The organism is Flavobacterium tyrosinilyticum (assembly GCF_023656565.1).
Lineage (GTDB): Bacteria > Bacteroidota > Bacteroidia > Flavobacteriales > Flavobacteriaceae > Flavobacterium > Flavobacterium tyrosinilyticum.
In genome coordinates this window covers 1,217,428-1,239,858 of the sequence record NZ_JAMOKG010000001.1, presented here as the reverse complement: position 1 = coordinate 1,239,858, position 22,431 = coordinate 1,217,428, and the positions used below count along the sequence as shown (strand labels likewise).

The 22,431-nt window shown below is 37.3% G+C and carries 2 protein-coding genes; both read right to left on the bottom strand.

Features of this window, described 5'->3' with window-relative positions:
* Window positions 1–38: 38 nt before the first annotated feature.
* A complete protein-coding gene (locus tag NCC77_RS05440) occupies window positions 39–17,717 on the bottom strand; it encodes a T9SS type B sorting domain-containing protein (protein ID WP_250834676.1) in 17,679 nt (5,892 codons plus the stop codon).
* A 129-nt stretch (window positions 17,718–17,846) separates the two neighbouring features.
* Window positions 17,847–22,430: a PorP/SprF family type IX secretion system membrane protein gene (locus NCC77_RS05435; RefSeq protein ID WP_250834675.1), complete on the bottom strand. Its 4,584-nt coding sequence runs from the start codon at window positions 22,428–22,430 to the stop codon at window positions 17,847–17,849.
* Between the last annotated feature and the right edge of the window lies 1 nt (window position 22,431).

Sequence of the window (22,431 nt, the reverse complement as noted above, 5' to 3'; positions counted from 1 at the left end):
TAATATTTTTAGATAACATCATTGGGGCTATAATTTTGTTATCTGTATAAAGTGAAATGTCCAACAAATTCTCTTGGATCCTTCGGATCATTTAATTTAAGAACATACCAGTAATCACCTGTTGGCAATTCGTTTCCATGATATCTACCGTCCCATTTTTCACCTACATGGTATTTCGCAACTACTCTACCATATCTATCATAAATATCGAACGTTAGCTCTTTGTATGCTAATGCACCACAATCTGGACCAATAGTATCATTTTGTCCGTCACCGTTTGGAGTGAAGTAGTTTGGCAGACAGAAGTCATAGAATGTACCCTGAACTGTAATTGTTGCCTCACAACCATTTTTGTCTCTTACGATCACTACATAATCACCCGATTTGTAGATTCTATAGCTATTAGATGATGAGAATGATTCACCATTGAAGCTGTACTCGTAAGGAGCAACTCCTCCAGAAGCTTTAACAACAATTGTGTTGATGTCTTTGCTTTGGTTTGTAACGTCAATTAAACTTACTGGATCAACAGCTGCTACTTCAAAAATTGGAGTTGGCACTTCACATCCGTTAGTATGTCTAGCAACAATGAAGTGGCTTCCTGGAGCAACATTTGTGAAAATGTTACTTGGTTGGAATGTTCCATTATTGTCAAGAGAGTAATCTACCTCTGCAGGGTTTGTGATAGAAGCATCGATTGTTACTACTACCATGTTTGCCTGTGCATTGTTAACACAATCATATGTTACTTCTGCAGTTGGGTTAAGAATTACAGCATTTGGCATATTCTCTACGAAATCTACTGGACAGTTGTTTGCATCTTTCACATATACTGTATGTGCTCCACCTTTAAGGTTTGTAAAGTCAAACACTGTTTGTGTTGCAGTACCTGCAGTAAATGGTCCGTTTGGAGCATCTAAACTTACGCTATAAGGTAAAGTACCACCTTTAATTTCGATACTAAATGCACCATCTTTATCTCCGTCACAAACTTCTGGTATCATTGAGTTTGGAACCTCAGTTACAACTACAGGTCTTGGTTGTGAGATTGTGAAATCGTACAATACAAAACATCCGTTTTCGTCCTGAGCTATTGCTTGGTAGTCACCAGGCGCTAATTTCTCAAATAATACTTTAGTATCAAATTGATTCAGATTTGGAGAAATTGCATATTTAATAACTCCTGTTCCACCTGAAGCAATTATTTCAAGTTTACCATTATTCTCACCGAAACAAGTAACATCAGTTGGTTTAAATTGAGCTTGTAAAGCTTCTCTTGGTTCTGTAATAACAACCAATTCAGATCTATCATTACAATCCACACTTTCAACTGCTACTCGATATGTTCCAATTGGAAGATCAGCAAATACTCCATTGTCTTGAGCTGGACGAACAATTCCGTCTGTCGCGTTTAACAATGTATAAGAATAATGACCTAAGCCTCCTACTGCTTCTGCAGTGATTACCCCTGTAGCTTCTCCAGTACATTTTACAACTGCGCTTGAAACATCCAATTTAATATCTAATGGAGTTAATGCATAGATTGTAACTGTATTAGAGACAACACTTCTACATCCTATAGAGTCAAAAACAAAATACTTATAAGAACCTACTGGCACTTCAAATGAAATTGAAGAAGCGAATGAACCTAAAATCGTTGTTCCATCTGCACTATAAGTATATGGTCCTGTTCCTCCTTCAGCACTTAGCGTAAGCTGTGTTAAAGTCTGACAAGTTTGTGCTCTAGACTCTACTAAAGTAGCTAATACTTTTAGTGGATCTTTTATTTCAACTTCATTAGTTGTAAACTCACAAGAGAATCCATCTGTTATTGTTACACTATATCTTCCTGCACCTAATCCAGAGAAAACTGGAGAAGAGAATGGTCCTGATGAAATTACAGGATCTTCAGAAAGTATATTTAAAGTATACATATAGTTACTTCCTTGACCACCTGTTGGAGGGCTCACGGTAACTACACCAGATTTATCTCCAAAACATGGTAACGTCGTAACGTTTGCACTTGCTGTAGCATTAATAGGCAGTGGCACTATTAAAGTCTGACTTGTAGATGCCATACAACCTTTAGCGTCTTTAACGTTTATGGTATAAACACCTGCTGTTAGACCTGGATAGTTTGTCTTACTTGAATAATTTTCTACAACTCTTCCATCTTTTACTAATTCATATTGGTAAGATGTGTTCCAACCTCCTGTTGCACTAACAGAGATTTCACCGTCATTGTTACCAGCAATACATGTAATATCCACTTTTGCTGATGTTGCAACTAATGCTTCGTTTGGCTGACTGATCGTAAATAATGTTTCTACTGAACATCTAGGATCACCTACTAAAGTAGCCACAACTTTGTATAAACCAGCGCTCAAATTAGAAACTCTTTGTGGACCTGCTGTTGGTGATTGACCTGAAGCTACTACCGCTGTACTTGGCGACGGACCAGTCACTACATAATCAAATCTACCAGCATCGTCTTTTGGAACTATCTGATTGTCTACAAAAGTTAAATCTACGCTTCCATCAGTAGCATTGAAACAAATTTCTCCATTTACAGCAACTGCTTGAATACTGAATGTATTTGGATCAAACACATTGTGAACTTTCTGCAATAAACAGCCAGTATCTTTATTAAGAACTGTGATGATATATTCACCAATTCCTAAATCTGTAAATACTCCATTTGCATTTGGCGCATTTCCTGGTACAGTAGCACCAGAAGAATAAGCGATTGAATATTCTAAGTTAGTTGGTGTACCTCCTGTCGCATCTACTGATACTGTAATGTTTTCTTTAGTAGGACAAGTGATTGCATCATCAACTCTTACATTTACTTTGTCTAAACGGATGAATGGATTAATTACCCAAGTTGTTGGATTGGTACCCTCACAACCATTTTCGTCATAAACTTTTACTACGAAATTTCCACCTGTAAAATCGGTTTGAGTATACACATTTCTTTCTCCTTTGTAAACTCTTACACCATTTTTAATAAACTCATATTCGTACTTATCATAATTTTCAGAACCTCCAGTAACACCAGTTACTGTGATTGTTGCAAAATTGCTAGTGTTACCGCTAGTACATAAGTACTGCACCACAGCTGGATCTGGAACCACAATTGCTTTAGGTCCTTTTACTTCTACATCAATAAAAGCTGTACAACCTCTTCCTGAGAATACTTCAACTCTGTAATCTCCAGCTGCTAATCCTTCAAACAATCCGCTTTCTTGAAGTGGACCGTTGTTGATTCTATATTTGTATATAGGGTTGTCGTTTACTTCTGGAGTAATACTTGCTCTAATTTTACCATCTGTATAACTGAAACATGTCACAGGCGTAGCTTTTGCTTCAAAACCAATAATTTTGGTTGCAGGAGCGATAACTACCATTGTTGAAATTGGACATTTAGTCGTTGTATCAATCACATCGATTGTGTGAGAACCAGAATCTAAACCTGTAAATTCAGCTGTCGTAGTCGTTACTGCTGGTTGTTTGTCAATTGAATAACTGTAATTTCCTGAACCACCAGTTGCTGTAACACTAATTCTTCCGTCTCCTTCCTTACAACTTGGCCAATCTAAAATTTCAGTTTTCAATTCTAGAGGCTGTAAAATAGTCACTAATGCTGGGAACTTAGTTTCACAACCAAATTTATCGCGTACTGTGATATCGTAAGCTTTTGCTACGTTCACTGTAAATGATTTAGAAATTTGGAATCCTCCACCAATACTATATGTAAATGGACCTACTCCAATCGCAGCAGAATCGTCTACTACAATTTCATAATTTCCATTACTATCCGCACAATGTGATGTAACTTTTGCTGTAAAGTTACTTGGCAACGGATCAGTTGTAATGTTAACTGTTATTGGTTGAGAGATACATCCGTTTTTATCTTTCGCATATACATACCAGCTAGGCGTAGCAGGATCTAATACTCTAGTAGCTTCTGGTTCAAATGCACCGTAAGTTGCACCTGCTACAACAAAAGAATAGGTATAATCTCCAGCTCCTCCGTGTCCTAGAACTGTAACTACAGCACCAATTTTACAATTAGCATTTACGTTACCTTCTTCGGAAACAGTTACATCGATAGGATCGTTAACTGTAACTTTGAAAGTTGTTGGACAGGTTGTTATATCATCAACTACACTAATCTCATAATCACCTTTTGCTAAGTTAGCTAAAGTAACCTCTGTATCAGCAGTTGTAATTGGTCCAACAAAAGCAGCACCGTCTTTAGTTACTGAATACGTATATGTTCCTTTGAAATCAGACATTGTAAAGACTACTTTTCCGTCGTCTGTACCAATACAAGATTTCGCGAAAGCATCACCTGTAGCTTGGATTTTAACAACGTCTTTGATAGTCAATATATCAGTGAATGAACATCCAAAACTATCTGTTACCTCAAATTTGTACTCACCAAATGGCAATCCTGTAAATACGGCTGGATCTGCACTTCCAGTTGTTGAAACTGGAGGATAAAGCGTAGTAGCCGCACCATTGAATTCTATAATTTTAAACTTTAATGCACCTACTCCGTCTGTCGCAGTTACTGTAACAGTACTAGTAGCGTTTGCAGGATTACAAGTAATAGCAGTTGCTAAGAATGCTAAAGCTTTTGGTTTGTTTAATGGAACAATCGGAACTGTTACTGGTGGTGTTTCACAACCATTAGCATCTCTAACTGTATACGTAACCGATAGAACTGAACCGTCATTTGGTACAGAGATACTATTTGTATCATCGTATCCATTTCCGTCAAAATTGTATTGGTATTTTCCTTTACCACCTGTAGCAGTAATTACAATTTCTGTAAATGTATTACAAGCATTATTTGGTGTAATTTCAGGTGTTGCTTTTAATTCATCTGGCTGAATAATTATAATATTAGCCGAAGTAGTCGTACAACCTTTACCATCTGTAACTTGAACCGTATATGTACCTTCAGGTAAATCGGTATAAACACCACTTACATCTCCTGTTGTATTTGTAACTGTTCCAGAAAGCACGTATGAATATGGTTCTACTCCACCAGTTGGTACAACTGTTAAAGTTCCATTGCTGTCATTCCAACATAATACATCTGTATGCGAATCTCCAAGAGTAATTGGCTCTGGATCTGTAACCGTTACAGGAATAGTTGTAAATGTACATGGTACGTTACTGTCTGAGATTTCAAAAGTGTAATCTCCTTCAGCAGTTACAAATTCTGTAAAATCACCCGTAGCTGTTTTTGGAGCTGGGAATACCGCAACACCGTCTAAGTACATTTGGTATGTATAATTTTTTACACCACCTTTTACTTCAACAACAATTTTTGCTGCTTCATTACCTACTTCACAATAAAGATCTTTCTCTACTGTTGCTGCAGCTGTTAAGCGCTCTTCGATAATATAATCTCGCTCCGCAGTACATCCGTTATCATCTGTTAAGACGATTTTGTAATTTCCTGCCTTTGTAAATGTTGCAGGACTACTTGTAGCAACTCCATCAACTGTAAATGATTTCACGTTGTTGTAAGTTGTAGCAAGAGCATCAAGATCTACTGTTAAATCAGTTCCTACATAACATTGCTGTGCTGGCATATTAAGAACTGGCGCAGCATTGTAAATAATAACTACGTTTTCTGGTCCGGCAATACAGCCATTTGCATCTTTAACATAAACATCCCAAGATAAGTTTGTTAAACCTGTACTAACTGTCGCTGGCGCGTTGATAGCATATGGGAATGCTGTTGGCGCAGTAGCTGTACCTCCTGGTACAACTGCGTAAGTGTATGGAGACGTACCTCCAACTACACTTGTCACTGTAATTTGAGAATCTGTATTTGTACAATAAACTTTAGTACCAGATGCTGTAAACACTATTGGCGCTGGCATTGTAATGATAACATCCGCAAATTTAGAACAATTTGTTGTGTTATCTGTTACGGTTATCGTGTAAGTTCCTTCAACAAGACCTGTTACGGTAACAATGTTACCAGCTGTTGTTGGAGGATTGAAAGGTAACAAAGCTGGAGTACTTGTAACTGCAACTGTGTAACCAGAAGCACTAAAGTCTGAAACTGTGAAAGTTGCTGTACCGTTGTTATTGGTTCCATTTATTGTGTTACAGCTTACATTGATTTGTGATGTTTTAACAATATCAATTGGAGCGATCGGATCTAATTTATAAGGTCTTTCGATCGAACAATTTTTAGAATCCGTAACTCTAAAGATATAATTAACGCCTGGCTGAATATTATTAAATACAGCAACTGGTCCGTTATCGATACTTGTAGGCGAAACCATTTCGTATTTGGCAATTGGTGTATTACCGTCGATAGCCGTTAAAGTAATTGTAGCAACATTTAATGGACAAGTTGGAGCCACTGTTACAGCGAAATCAATATCTGACAATTTCACAAAAGGATCAACTGTAGCTGTACCATTAGTTTTACAACCGTTTTTATCTATTACATAATAATTAAACGTTCTTGGTGTTGTACTCTTATCGTCGCTTACTAGCAATACATTGCTATCGTAATAGTCAGTACCGCCATCAAAATTATATTTGTATCCACCAGCACCACCTAAAGCATTTATTGTAATAATAGCCGCTTCTGGTGTATCGCTACCACCTGAACAAGCATATTGCGTTACTGAAGGCGAAGCTGTTAATGGATTTGTTGGCTCACTAACTGTATAAGGTAAAGCTAGAGAACATTTTCTTCCAGAAGTAACCGTAATGATATAAGTCTCAGCTGGAAGATTAGAGAATACATTATCTGTCTGCACAATACCTGATGGTAAAGGTGCTCCTGATTGTAATGCTATTTGGTAAGTATACGGAGTATCAGTATTACCCGCAAGCAAGTTTACTTTTATACTTCCTGTAGCATCACCTTTACAAGCAACATTTACAACTTGAGCATCAAAAGTAACATCAATTCCTTTTGGTAATGTTATTTGAGCTGAAGTGATACATGCAACACCTGTATTATCATTATTATTATTATCCGTCATGGTTACTGTATAAGTACCATCTGGTAAGCCACTTATTGTGTTTCCAGCGATTACAACGCTTGGATAAGTTGGCGAAATTGTATAGGTATAAGCTCCTGAACCTCCTGATGGCGTTAAAGTAATTGAACCATTACTAACTCCACAGTCTGGCAATGTACCAAGTTCAGGCACAACTTTTATAGGTGCATCAATTAAAATTGTTTTAGAATCAATACAGCCATTTGCATCTTTAATGTAAATAGTATGAGAACCTGAATGCAATCCTGTAACATCGTATGGTAATCCACCTGTAATGCTTGTATAGGCGTTGTTACTGTCTACACTAATAGAATAAGCTCCTTTACCTGGAGTTACTTCAGAAACTCTTACTGTAAATGCATCTTGCGCAGCACATTTGTTAACTACACTTAACGCAATTACTGGACTTGGATCTTTTGTAATAGTTACTTGTAATGGGAATGTACAACCATTCGCATCTTTAACTGTAATATTCCACACTAAATCTGTTCCTGCAGCTCCTGGATCTAAGTTTAAAACATTTCCTGAAGCAAATGTAGTAGATGTTGCAGGTGCTACAGCATAAGAATATGTATACGGCCCTGTTCCTCCTGTCGTTGTTAATGTAACCTGAGCAGGTTTGTCACAAGTAGCAGGTTTATTAGAAAGTACACTAGATGTAAGTCCTTGAACTGGTTGCGTAATTTGGAATTTTTGAGAAACGTTACATTCTGTTCCGTCGAATTCTTTTAAATATAAAGTATAATTACCTGCTTTAAGTCCTGTTATAGTTCCAAAAGCTGGTGCTCCAGTTAATCCTGTAAAAGCTCCGCTAAAACCAGGAACTAAAACATTTGTCAATTCATCACGAACTTCGTATCTGATCTCTGACACTAAAGCTCCGTAGTTTCTAACTGTAAAATCAATTTTACCTGAAGCATTTCCAAAACAAAGTACATCTTCTTTAACAATTGGATCAAGTGCAATAGATGAAGGTGAAGGAGGTGTTGTAACTTCAACAATTGTGAAACATCCACCATTATCAATTACTTGGAACTGATATGTTGTACCATGATCTAATCCATTAAATGTATTTGAAGTAGCCATCGTTGGACCTACTGCTGTAGCAGGCTGACCAAAAATTGAATACGTTACTGGGTAAGCCGCAGTTAATACATTGATTGTAACAGATGCACCGGCAGCACATGTTCCAGAAGAAGCTATACCTGTTGCTTCAATATATGGTCTAGTTTCAATACGTGTTTTTGCGCTTTTAAACTCACAACCTTTACTATCAACAACTGTTATGTAATAATCCCCATAAGTTAGAACTGCTGGATCCAATGGATCTCCACCAAAAGTTACTGAAGTTGCACTCGTAACAACTGGAGGCACTACTTGTGTGAATGTATTGTTATAAATGGTATATGTAAAAGGTGCTACACCGCCAGAAGTAATATCAACTGTAATACTACCTGGTTTGTTATCATTACATTCAATGATAGTTGGAGTAACTAATGCAACAATTTTAGCAGGGTCAACCAATGTAATGTCTTGAGGTGTAGAAACACAACCTTTTGCGTCTCTAACTTGATAGCTGTAAGTACCAGCAATTAGCCCACCAAAAACAGATTTTGTACCAAAACCAAGACCATTGAAATTGTATTGAAATGGAGAAACTCCTGCAGTAGCTGTTATTTCAACAGAACCATCGTCAAAACCATTACAAGTAGGATCAACTTTTACGGCAGAAGCAGTAACTGTAGCTGGTGTATTTGTTGTAATAACTTTAGTAATAGTTGTACAAGGCACACCATTCGAATCTGTAATTTCAAACTCGTATGTATTTCCAATTAATGAAGTTGGATAATAAGAGAAAGTATTTCCTGTAATTGGATTTGGAGTACCACTGTAAGCGCCTGCTCCAATTTTAACTCGGTATCCAAAAGGTGCTTTTCCTCCAAATATCTCAATATCAATTTTTGCTTCGGCTGGTAAAGCACAAGTAATATCTTTATCTAGTACTGCTTCAGCAGTTAATGGATCATTTACAGTAACCACCGTAGTTGCAGGACAACCATTGGCATCTTTTACTGTAATTGTATATGTACCTGCAGGAACTGTAAATGTATTTGCAGGACTAGGTGTAACACCTGTATTAATTGTATACGTGTAAGGAGCAACTCCGCTTAATGCTGTAGCAACAATTTGGAAATTACTTCCTGAAGCAGTACACTGATTCGCTACAACAGCACTTACTGAAGGTACAGGATCTGTAGTAATAGTAACATCTACTTTTTCTGTACATCCATTAGCATCTTTTACCCAAACATCCCATTGCGTATTAACTGTTGGATCTAAATCTGCTGAAGCTAATAAAATATAGTCTCCATCAGCTGGTACAACATTATTTTGCATGTAAGCATATTTATAGTCAGGTGTACCACCACTAGCAGTAACCGTAACTTTTGAAGTCGCAGTTTTACAATTGGCATTTACCTGAGCTACAACAGCAGATACTTTTGCAGTTGGCTGGTTAATTCTAACTGTTGTACTAATTGTACATAAAGTAGTGTCATCTGTAAACACTACAACATAATTACCTTCTGCTAAGTTAGACAATACGAATGATGCATCAGTTTTATTTGCTCCTGTTGCTATACCGTTTACTGTATAACTGTAAGAAGTAAAATTACTTAAATCGTATTTAATGCTTCCTGTATTTCCATTGAAGCAATAAACATCATTCTGCTTTGTTGCTGTAGCTTTAATAGAAACTAAAGCAGGAATATTTTTAGAAAAATCATCATAACAACCATTCGCGTTTGTTACTCTGAAAACATAATCACCAGCAGTAAGGCCTGTGAAGACTCCATTTGTTGCTCCTGTGGTATTAGTTGTTGGTCCTGAAACAATTGTATATGTTCCAGATCCTTTTGATAATGTAATAGTCGCTGTACTAGTTCTGCTTGCTACTGGATCACAATAAATAGGCGTTACATCTACTTTGTCGATCTCAGGTAAACTAAGAGGTGTAATAGAAATAGTTCCCTCATCGCTTAAACAACCTTTACTATCTTTTACAGTAAATTTTACTGTTTGTGGAGCTTGATTATCTTTAACCTCAAATTTATTACTAGTTTCAAATGAACCACCATTAAAACTATAAGTATAAGGACCAACTCCTCCACCTGCTGTAACGGTTACATCTTTAGACTCCTTAACATTTGAAGTATTACATGTAAACGGATCTACAACTGCAGATGCAGTTACCTTTGTATTTTCATTAATCGTAACTGAAGCTGTCGCTGGTGAAGTACATCCTATAGCATCTGTAACCACAATAGTATATGTACCTGCGCTTAATCCAGAAGGATTATTTACAGTATAATTTGTAAATGGTGCTGTAGTTTTTGTAATACTATAAGTATAAGGAGCTTTTCCTGAAGTTGGTGTAACCAATATACTTCCTGTAGATGCTCCATTACATAGTACATCAACTTTAGATGTGCTTATTGTTAAAGTTGTTGGTTTTAAAGTAACTGGAATATCAGTTGTGTAAGCATAACAAACTGGATTTGCAGTATCGTTAACTCTAAATTTATAAGTTCCTGCTGCAGTTGCTGTGTAAGGACTTGTTACTGTTGAGTAAGCTCCTCCATTGAATGAAACTGCATAAGTACGTGTTCCTGTTCCTCCTGCAGAAGTTAGAGTAATAGTTGTATTTGCTGTACAAGTAATATCTTCTTCTACTTTTGGAGTAATTGTTAATTGCTCAGGAACGATATAATTAATAAAATCAGTACAACCGAATTTATCTTTTACCGTTAATTTATAAGTTCCAGGCGTTAAATTAAATGTATCAGCTGTTCCAAAATTAGTACCATCCTTACTAAATGTTGCTGGCAATGCATATGCACCTGTAATTTTTACAGAAATTGGACTTCCTGGGTAACATTGTGCTGCAATAGGATCCATTCTTGGAGGATCCTCTGTTCCAACAGAAACTGTTTTCTTAACAGCACAATTATTTGCATCTTTAACGTATACATCAATACTTGTTGTAAGAACTGATGTGTCTACTGTTAAAGTTGTTCCGTAAGGTGTTGATGGAGCAGTTGAACCACTTGCTGCAAATGCATAAGAATAGTTGCCTGTTCCTCCCTGTAAATTTGAAATTGTTATTGTTGTAAATTTATTATTACAGCTAATTTTTGAAGCAGCAACATCAAAAGTAATTGGAGTAGCTGCACCAACAGTTACTTGTTTGCTATCAGAAATACAACCTGTTGCTCTATCTGTAGCCACGAAAGTATACGTTCCAGGTGCTAAATTTGTATAGGTAACTTTATTACCATTAACATTTGGCGTACCTGTATTAGGCGTAAAAGTATAAGTAAAATTACCCGTACTGCTTACATCAGAAACAGTAAATGTAGCACTACCGTTTTTAGAACCCACACATAGCTCATCTGTTTTAGAACCCTCAGCTTTGATTTTAACTCCATCAGCAATAGTTTTTGATCCTGTAGCTGTACAACCTCTTGCATCTGTTACTTTAAATTCATAGTAGCCTGCTGTTAGACCAGTAAATGTAGCTGTGTTTCCAGTTTGCGCTGCTGGCGTAACTGGTCCAGCAGTAACTTCGTATGTATACGGAGCAATGCCTCCATTTGCTGTTAATGTAAGACTTGTTGTTGTGCTTCCTGCATTACACGTAATTGCAGCAGGATTAGAAATTGTAATTCCTGTTGGCGGGTTAAATGCCGGAACTTTAACTTCACCTTCTGCTGTACATCCATTTCCATCTTTTACATAGAATTTAATCGTTTGCTCAGCATTTGTTAAAGTAACTGTTTTAGTCGTTACACCATTATAATTTGTACCTCCATCAAAGTTGTACGTATAGTTACCTGCACCTCCTGCACCAATAATTGTAATTACTGCTGTAGAGCTACATGTAGTATTAGCAGGGAAGCTACCAGAAACTTTAACCTCTGTTGGGTTAGTTAATATAACATCGTAAATAGGTGAAAGACATCCTTTACCATCTTTTACTTGATATTTATACGTTTTTGTATTTGTTGCACCAACAAATGCATTTAAGTTAGAATGTGTTGCAGAAGTGGTAAAATTACCTCCGTCAAAACTAAATTCGTATGGTCCACCATTTCCGCCAGCTGGTATAACTGTAAAACTTCCGTTATTACCGTTATAACATTTAGGGTTTATTGGAGTAGTAGATCCTGTCGGTGTAAGTTTAGCATCTACAGTTACTGCAGTTGTTAAAGCAGGACATCCTTTAGAATCTGTAACTCTAAATACATATGATCCAGTTGCAGACGCTGGGTAAACATTAGATCCGATCGCTGCAAAAGGAGCTCCATTAACCGATACTTCATAAGTATAGCCTGGTGTTCCGTTTTGAGCTGTAATTGTAATCTGCGCGTTTGGCGAATTTGTACAATCCAATGCTTTTGTTACCTCTGCGTATGCTGTAACTTGTGTTCCTATCGCAATATTTGTAAGTGGCGTAGCGTTACAGCCATTTGCATCTCTAACGTAGATTGTATAATTACCTGAACCTAAATTCTCGAATTTTTCTGAATCCTGATAATTCACACCATCTAAACTGTAATGGTAAGGTGCTTTTCCGCCGCTAACACTTACAACCAAAGTTGCTTTGTTTCCAGCATCATAACAAAGATCTGAACTAGGATCTAAAGTCGCTGTAGGAGGTACTGCTCCAACAACAGTTACCTTATCAGAAGCTGCTGAAGAACAATCTCCAGAATCTTTTACTACCACTACAAAGTCACCTGTAGTAGTTACTGGTAGGTTGAAAGTATCCTCAGTCTGGAATGCTATTACAATTGTTCCATCTGGACGTTCTAACTGATATTTATAATTTGGTTTTCCGCCTTTTGCAGAAGCCTTAATTACAGCACCATCTATACAAGTTGGCTGAGTCGTTACAGTAGCCAATGCAGTAACAGCTTCTGGAGCAGTTACACTTCTTGAATAACTTGTAGAACAATTTCCAGCAGTATCATACTGAACAACTACTGTATAATTTCCTGCAGCTAATTTATCTAAAACTAGAGGTGAAGCACTTGAATTTTGTAAACCTCCACCGTTTACTGTATAATAATATCCTGTTGCAGGATTAAAGTTACTAACCGGAATTGTAATTATTCCGTCAGCTTTATCAATACAAGTCAAGTTATCAACAATTGGCGTATCGGCTTTAAAGCCTTTGCTATCCTCTACAATAACTGTAAAATCTTTCTCTGCACCGCAAGTTTCAGGAATCTGGCGTACCCAGATATCATCAACCGCTAAGTCGTTACCATCAATTACTTGGCTATAAGATAAAATTACAAATTCTAAAGAGGTATTATTTCCTGGATTTAAAGTTAAAACCTGACCATTACCTAAATCGGTAGTGTTATGCCATTTTTCATCTCTTGGAATTTCTTGCGTATCCTTAGATGCACCTGTTATAACTTGACCATTCTTTTGAAGCTGAATAGTTAATCTAGGAGATGGCAAATTGTTATTCTTACTTAATAAGTTAAGCATATACAATGATACCTGAATATCCTGATTTGGTATAACATCATTAATTGTTTTACTATATAAAACACCACCAATTGGCACAACTCCACCAACGTTTACTGCTAAGAATCTACCATCGGTAATTCCAGGAGTATTATTGATTACAGCGGTATTGTCTTTTGGTAAATTCCAATTGAAACCACCTACGTGAGCAGGAAGAAGTCCTTTCGTCACGACATACTCACCATCATTTAATAAAATAGGCATATAACCACCTACACCACAATCTTCTACATCATCTTGTGGTTCCCAACAATAAGCTGGGTGAATACCTGGTATTTTAGCATCTGGACCACGACCAAAATCTTCTCTTAATAAGTTACTGTAAGTAGGAACAGAAGTTACTTTATACTTCACTTTTATAGTGTGCGTTCCTGCCTTAACATTAGTAAAGACATTATTAGTTATAGGCGTGTTTGGTACATTGTCTATATAATACTCGTAAGTATAATTTGCGTTTTGAGGATTTCTAACAGTTACAGTTGTTGAAGCTTTTCCGTCGCAAGTATAAGTTGTAATTGGATCATCAATTGTTGGGTCTCCTGGTTTTGGACCTAAAACAACATCGTAAGGAATGGTAAAAATACATCCCGCATTATCCTTAACTCTTAATACATAAGTTCCTGGTAAAACATCTGCTTCATTTTTATTTGGAATCCATCCTTTTCCATCTCCAAAATCATATTGATAAGGCGGAGTTCCTCCTTCTACGTTATTAATACGTACTTTACCTCCTTGATTTACACCATTCCCATCAGGTAAACTACATCCTGCCAAAGCAGCTACACCTGCAGATGCAGTAAGTGCAGAAGTTGGTCCTGTAATTGTTACGTCGATTGGATCAGTAAAACAGTCTTTTCTTTGTTGTACATTGTTTACTGTGTAAGTAACACTATATCTAACAACAACTTTATAAGTACCTGGCCCTACATTTAAGAACACAGGATTTGCTGAAAAACTTTGGCCATTTGTAATACTATAAGCAAGAGTATTACCATTTGCTACAATATTTTCTATTCTAATAGATGAAGCTCCATCATAACAAACACTACTTGTATGATTCACATCAAAAGTAGGTTTTGAAACTTCTGGTATAGTAATAGAAGTTGTTGCAGAACAACCAGCATCGTCAACGACTCTAATCTCGTATGTTTTTGCTTCTGTAATAATAACCGGATTGGTATCAACACGTGTTGGAGATCCGTTTATAAAATAAGCATAAGGTGCTTTTCCTCCTGATGCTGATAATAATAGTTTACCATCACTACAAGCTGTAAAAGGTTCTTGCAAAGTTGCAAATGCTTTTAACTGGCTTGAAGGCGCTTTTATTTCAAAATAATAAGACACATCACATTTTGGTGCTGGAGTCTGGTCTATAGGACTACTTGTAACTCTGATATAATAATTTTTACCATAAGTTCCGTAGCTTAAAGATGAGAAACTATAATCTAAAGCTGTAACAGGACCATCTTGTTTTTCAATTTGTCCAGTTGCCTGATTATAAAGATAAATATAATATGGTCCTTCAAAATTTTTGATTCCAACACTTGCACTTCCTAAATCAGTTGGACAGATCGGATCTGTTTTCTTACCATCTAATGTTAGGTTTAATCTTCTGATTAAAATATTAGGTATTTTGAAAATACATGGGTTTGTAGTTACCCCTTTTTGTCTAATATAAATGGTATACGAATCTGGATTGTAAATAGGGAAAGTATTGCTGTCTTGCCATTCCCAATCTTGGATAGTTGCAGTTGGACTTGTTTTAATTGCATATTGATATCCTGCAGGAACGTCACGTACTGTAATACTTCCATTGCTACCACAAAGCAGATCAACATGTTCTTCTGTTGGTGCTAATGGATTAGTGAAAACATTAAAGTAAAAACGGTTGAAACAGCTGCCAGAATAATTAATTGTCAAACGGTATTGTCCAGCATCTTTTGCAGTAAAATCAGGACCAGTACTTACTTGTATCCATTTACAATCTGTACTTTCGTTAGCACAATTTTCGTTCGTTACTGCTTTACAGCTACTTGTGTCAAGCCTTTCCCAAACAATATTAGAACTATCATTAATTCCTGTCTTAATTAGCCTTGACGCATTTGCTCCACACAAAAATATCTTTGGCAATTCTTTACCGTCATTAGGACAAATTACAATTTGATCTGCAACATCCAATACTGGATTCTTAGCAGTTTGACCAAATCTTTCAACAGTAAATTTCTCAAAAATAGATCTACATGGTGCTGGTGCTTCATTGTAAACATAATAAGTTCCAGGATCTTTAACTGTAAGAGTCTGTCCTGTTCCTATTTTTTTTGTTTTTTCTTTGTCGCTATACCAAGTATATGTTGAGTAACCATTTGCTGCAGTAATATCCAACGTCTCTGTACACAAAGTACGTTTTCTATCATATTGACAACCCTCAACACCTACTAAGAAGTTGGTTGCTTTTGGTACCAAAATACATCCTGTGTTAGTATCCACACTCGGGTCATCCGATATTGTGAAAGAGGTATTTTGAGAACCTTTATATGTAGCGTACGCAGAGTTATCAATACTGTTTGAACAAGCTTCATCAAGCATTGTACAATCAGGAATTACCTGTACTTTAAATTTTATTGTTTTTTCAGTTAAACCTACTTTAACGATATCACTACGAACATCAAAAACAATACTTCTTGTAGCAGGATTCCAGCTTTTTACTGTTACACCATCAGGTAATGGCAATAAATCTGTTGGATAATTAAAGATAATATTGATAGGCAATTGATCACGAATTGTAAAAGAAGTCGCATCATCATTACCTGTATTTTTAAAACCAATTTCGTAATTTAATTGCTGACCTAATGTTACCGTTTGTCCTCCAATATTATCTCCGTTCGAGTTTTTAACAATTTTTGTAAGTACAATTTTAGGTTCAATAATTTCAACCGATATGGCAGTAAAGAACATAAAGTATGAATCCTGCGAAGTATTAATTCTTAGCGTCGCACTCGTCTCATTATTTTGAATGATATTATTGCCGTCATTTAAAACTTTAACCACTCCGGCATCATAACCCAATGTATTTTTACTGGCCGGATTACGATTGGTCATAATTGCATCACCGTCTGTAATTGTACTATTAAAAAAGTTAGGCTTTGCAGGAGTTCCTGCGTTACCTCTAGAAGGAGGGACAGCTGGCGTAATTGGCCTAGCTAATGAAGATACATCTCCCCATAGAGTAGATTTTCCACCTTTAAATTGTAATCCGTCACCCTCTAAAGGATTATCCCCCTCTAAGGCACTAAATCCTAATTTTACATTTACATTTCCTTCAGGATTAGTTGTAAAGCCACTAATTGGAATATCCAAAGGAGGATCAGTACTTCTAATCATACTGAAACCATCAAAACTAGTAATATATTTACTTGGCAGTTTTGGATCTTTATAAATTACGTAAATACTCCATCCCGCAGAGTTTCCACCTCCAGGATTAAGTGACCCTTGAGAACAAACTAAATCTGCTATAGTATATAGACCTGGACCAGCAGCCTTAACTTCTGCCGTAATTTCTTTAAAACAAGCATAAGGCTTTGAAAGATAGGCATTGTTTACTCCTGATGCTCCTTCATCCCAAATTATACTTCCTGTTATATCCTTATAAGCGCTAGTGCCCGTTTTTAATTTAACCTTATTAATATTGTTTCTATCAGAGCCTTGATAAGTTCCTGACCAATATAAAGCGGCATAAGCAATTTCGTAACAATCTTTACTGGCATCTGGAATAACCAATGTTGCCGAACTAGAATTGAAAGTTGCTGCATCATTGTCTATGTCGATATACTTCATATCCAAGTTATCGTTCGCCGTAGTACCGGTACCTTGAGAATCGAAAGCATTATTTGGACGGTTGTTTCTTCCACCTCCATCTCTATTTAAGATATTGTTTCCAATAACTAAAATATCTCCTTTTAAACTGGTATTATACCTTGGATCGAAATTCTTTCTTAACTGACCGTAAGAAGAAATACCGAGCAAGAGAAATACAGCTGCAATAAATACTTTAAAAATAGTAGGTTTTTTCATAGTCTTCATTTTGTTGTGGCCTTTTTTTAATTTTTTAAGGGGCATTAAAAAATAAATCATAGCATTCTTAACATTTTATTTATGTCCTTCTGAAACTCAGAAGGACTAACTTATCTATATATATTTCTATTAATTCTCAATTTTTACGACAGCCATTCTACCGTTGTATGGCTTGCTCCCTTTCGCTTCTAAAGCTTTTGTCGCTTCTTGTAGACCGTCGTATTTTTCATAATAGATGTAATATTTACTTGTTGTCACATTATAAAAGAAATTCACATCTGTAAGTCCCGCAGCTACTGCTTTCGTTAAAAACTCATCTCGTTTCTGCACACTGTTGTGTACGGCAAGAATCAAGTAATATCCACTATCAGAGTTTTTAATATTTTTAATAATCTGCATGTTTGACTGCTCTTCACCAAAATCAAAATCATTTGCTTTCAGTGGTGTGCTACTTACTTTTGTTGTCTCTTTTATTCGTTTAAGAGCGGCAACGTCCTGGGCATATCTTCCTTCATCATTCTCATAAGCTGCACGTTTAATTCTACGTTTACGCTCAACTTCTGTGTCTGTTTTAATACGCTCCAAATCGGCAATTAATGCTGCACCTTCTCGTTCCATTTTTAACTGAGCCGCTTTCAATTCGTTTATCTTTTCAAGATAAGCTTTATTCAAAGGATCATCTTTAGGGAACTTTTTACTTCTTTCGTTATAAAGATTTGTCAACTTCGCAATTTCATTTTTCATGCTGTTGTTTGCATCAGCAATCTGAACTTTTAATGCTTCAATCTGACTGTTTTCTGCCGCTACACTCTTAAATGGTTTTGGCTCTTTATAAATACCTTTTTCACTTAAATCATTCTCCTCTTTTAAATCGTTTAAGTCTTTTTGCTTATTCGCAACAGTTGCTTTAAACTGATCTAATAAATCTGTTTGTACTTTACTTGTACTTTCTACAGACTGAGTCAAGTTTTCAATACTTTTTCCAGTATCATCTTTCGCTTTCGCTGCTAGTGCCGCCGCTGCTGCATCTGCCTTAGCTTTGTCCGCCGCTAATTTTGCCTGACGCTCTTCTTCTTCTCTTAACAGTCTAGTTTCTTCTTCCGCTTTCAATTTTTCTGTTGCTTCTGCATCAGCTTTTGCTTTTGCATCTGCAAGAAGTTTAGCTTGAAGAGCTTCCATATCAGCTTTTGCTTTCGCATCTGCAGCTAGTTTTGCTTGAAGAGCCTCAGCATCTGCTTTTGCTTTCGCATCTGCAGCTAGTTTTGCTTGAAGAGCTTCAGCATCTGCTTTTGCTTTCGCATCTGCAGCTAATTTCGCTTGAAGAGCCTCAGCATCTGCTTTTGCTTTTGCATCTGCAGCTAGTTTTGCTTGAAGAGCTTCAGCATCTGCTTTTGCTTTCGCATCTGCAGCTAATTTCGCTTGGCGAGCTTGTTCTTCAACTCTAGCTTTTTCTTCTGCAACTTGTTGCGCTTTTAATGCCTCAGCATCGGCTTTTGCTTTTGCATCCGCAGCCAATTTCTCTTGACGTGCCTCTTCCTCTTCTTGTAATTTTTTAGCTTCTGCTTCTGCTTTCGCTTTTGCCGTTGCTTCTGCGTCTGCTTTTACTTTTGCATCAGCTAATAGTTTTGCCTGAAGAGCTTCCATATCGGCTTTTGCTTTTGCATCTGCTGCCAATTTCGCTTGAAGCGCTTCTTCTTCTACTCTAGCTTTTTCTTCAGCAACTTGTTTAGCTTGTAATGCTTCTGCATCGGCTTTCGCTTTTGCTTCGGCTGCTAATCTTGCTTTCTCTGCTTCAGCATCCGCTTTTGCTTTTGCGTCAGCGGCTAATTTTGCTTGACGAGCTTCTTCTTCTACTCTTGCTTTTTCTTCAGCTACTTGTTTAGCTTGTAATGCTTCAGCATCGGCTTTCGCTTTTGCTTCGGCTGCTAATCTTGCTTTTTCTGCTTCGGCGTCAGCCTTTGCTTTTGCTTCTGCTGCCAATCTCGCTTTCTCAGCTTCTGCATCTGCTTTCGCTTTTGCGTCTGCTGCTAATTTCGCTTGACGAGCATTTTCTTCATCTTGTAATTTTTTCGCTTCAGCTTCAGCTTTTGCCTTCGCCGTTGCTTCGGCATCTGCTTTCACTCTAGCATCTGCAATTAATTTAGCTTGTAAAGCTTCCATATCGGCTTTAGCTTTTGCATCAGCTGCTAATCTTGCTTTCTCTGCTTCGGCGTCAGCTTGTGCTTTTGCTTCTGCAGCCAATCTAACTTTTTCAGCTTCAGCATCGGCTTTTGCTTTTGCGTCAGCTTCTAATTTCGCTTTTGCAGCAGCTTCGGCATCAGCTTTCGCTTTTGCATCTGCTACAAGTTTTGCCTGAAGTGCTTCAGCATCGGCCTTCGCTTTTGCTTCTGCCGCCAATTGTGCTTGGCGTGCATCTTCAGCTTGTTTTATTTTCAGCGCTTCTGCATCAGCTTTTGCTTTTGCTTCTGCGGCAATAAGTGCTTGTCTAGCTTCTTCATCTGCTTTTGCTTTTGCATCTGCAGCTAATTTTTCTTTAAGTGCAGCTTCTTCAGCAGCTTTTGCTTTTTGATCAGCTGCCAGTTTCGCTTTATTTGCTGCATCGATAGAAACTTTAGTTTTAGCCTCTGCAGCTGCTTTTGCTTTTGCTTCTGCAGCTAATCTTGCTTGTAATGCATCTGAGTCTGCTTTGGCTTTAGCATCTGCTGCTAAAATTGACTGCATATCTGCAGCTTCAGCTTTTGCTTTAGCATCTGCTTTACGTTTTGCTTCGGCAGCATCTGCTTTAGCTTTATTGTCTGCAATTAATTTCAATCTTGCTGCTTCAGCATCGGCTTTTGCTTTCTCTGCCGCTGCCAATCTAGCTTGTCTTGCTGCCTCAGCATCTGCTTTTACTTTTTCAGCTGCGGCTAATCTTGCTTTTGCTGCCGCTTCTGCATCTGCTCTTGCTTTATCAGCAGCCAATTGTGCCGCTGTTTTCTGTGGGGCTGGAGCGGTTTTTGCAGCTTCTGCTTTTGCTTTAGCCGCCGCTTCTGCATCTGCTTTTGCTTTGGCATCTGCAGCAAATTTCAATTTCATTGCTTCAGCATCTGCTTGAGCTTTATCACCAGCTAATTGTGCCGCTGTTTTTTGTTCTGCTTGAACTGATTTTCCAGCTTCAGCTTTTGCTTTTGCTGCTGCCTCTGCATCTGCTTTCGCTTTGGCATCTGCAGCCAATTTCAGTTTCATTGCCTCTGCATCAGCTTTAGCTTTGTCAGCAGCCAATTGAGCTTGCGTTTTTTGAGCAGCTGTTGCTGTTGGTTTATTTGCTGCCGCTTGTGCTCTCGCTGCTGCTGCTGCATCTACTCTAGCTTTGTTGTCTGCAGCTAATTTTATTCTACGCTCTTCTGCATCTGCTCTTGCTTTATCAGCAGCTAACTGAGCTTGTGTTTTTTGTGTTGTAGCAACGGCTCTATTTGCTGTTGCAGTTTGTGCTCTCGCTGCGGCTGCGGCATCTGCTTTTGCTTTTGCCTCTGCAGCTAATCTTATTTTAACAGCTTCAGCATCTGCTTTAGCTTTATTGTCTGCTTCTAATTTTGCTTTTGCTGCAGCTTCAGCGTCGGCTCTCACCTTTTCTGCTGCTGCTAGTCTTGCTTGTTTTGCTTCAGCATCTGCTTTTGCTTTTGCTTCTGCAGCTAATCTATTCTTTTCTGCAATTTCAGTTCTGTTAACCTGAGTTGCTTCTGACTTTGGTTTAGCTGGTACCGATTTTGGTTTTGAAGGATCAATCAACGAACCTTCATCATCATCTCCGTAATAGTAATTTCTATTTTTGAATTTGTAGGCAATAGCGAATTCATGAGAACCACCTAAATTAGAGAAATTGCCCATTCCTCTTTCGTAATTGTATTCTATAGCAATACTTGGAGAAATATTAACCCCAAGTCCAGCCGAAACTCCATATAATGTATTATAGCCTACTTGTGCCCAAACTCCTTGTTGAAGTGCAAGCATTCCTAGACCAGAAATAACTGTTTTATCTTTTTTAATTTCTGTTCTAACCAATCCAGAGAATTTACTTCTATCAAAAAAGCCATAACTGTCAATATATCCAGTATACATGGCGTGCAATTGAATTGCTCTTTCTGGATCTTCTTTTACCATTCCAGATCCAAAATTATAAAGTACTAAATTGTTAATAGCCAATCCGAAATCTAAAAACGCTGTACCATAGTTAATCCCAGGATTTACAGTTAAAAGTGTGCTTTTTGGAAAATCTCCAGTTAAAATCGTTGAATCATCAGATATGATTTTTCCTGTATTTAGTCCGCTTTGATAAATACCTGCATTTAAACCAAAAGTCAAGTTACTATCTTCTTCTAAAACGATGTTATGAGCGAAATTGGCAACTCCGCCAAAAACAGTCATAAGCCCGTAATTTTGTTGAAATAACCCCACTGCAAATGCTTCGTTTTCTCTAAAACGACCAGAATAATTGGCCAAATACGTCTGTGGAGCATTCTCAAATTGTACCCACTGCCTTTTGTTATAGAAACTTACATATGGATTTGATTCTCTAACAAAACTAAATGTCGGGTTAATTAAATATCTATTAAACTTCAAAGAATTTCTAATAGGTAATGAAAACGAAACAACTCCATCCTCACTTGCGTTTTGAGAATAGAGTACATTAGATAAACCGTAAAATAACGTGATGAATAGTAAAAGTTTCTTCATA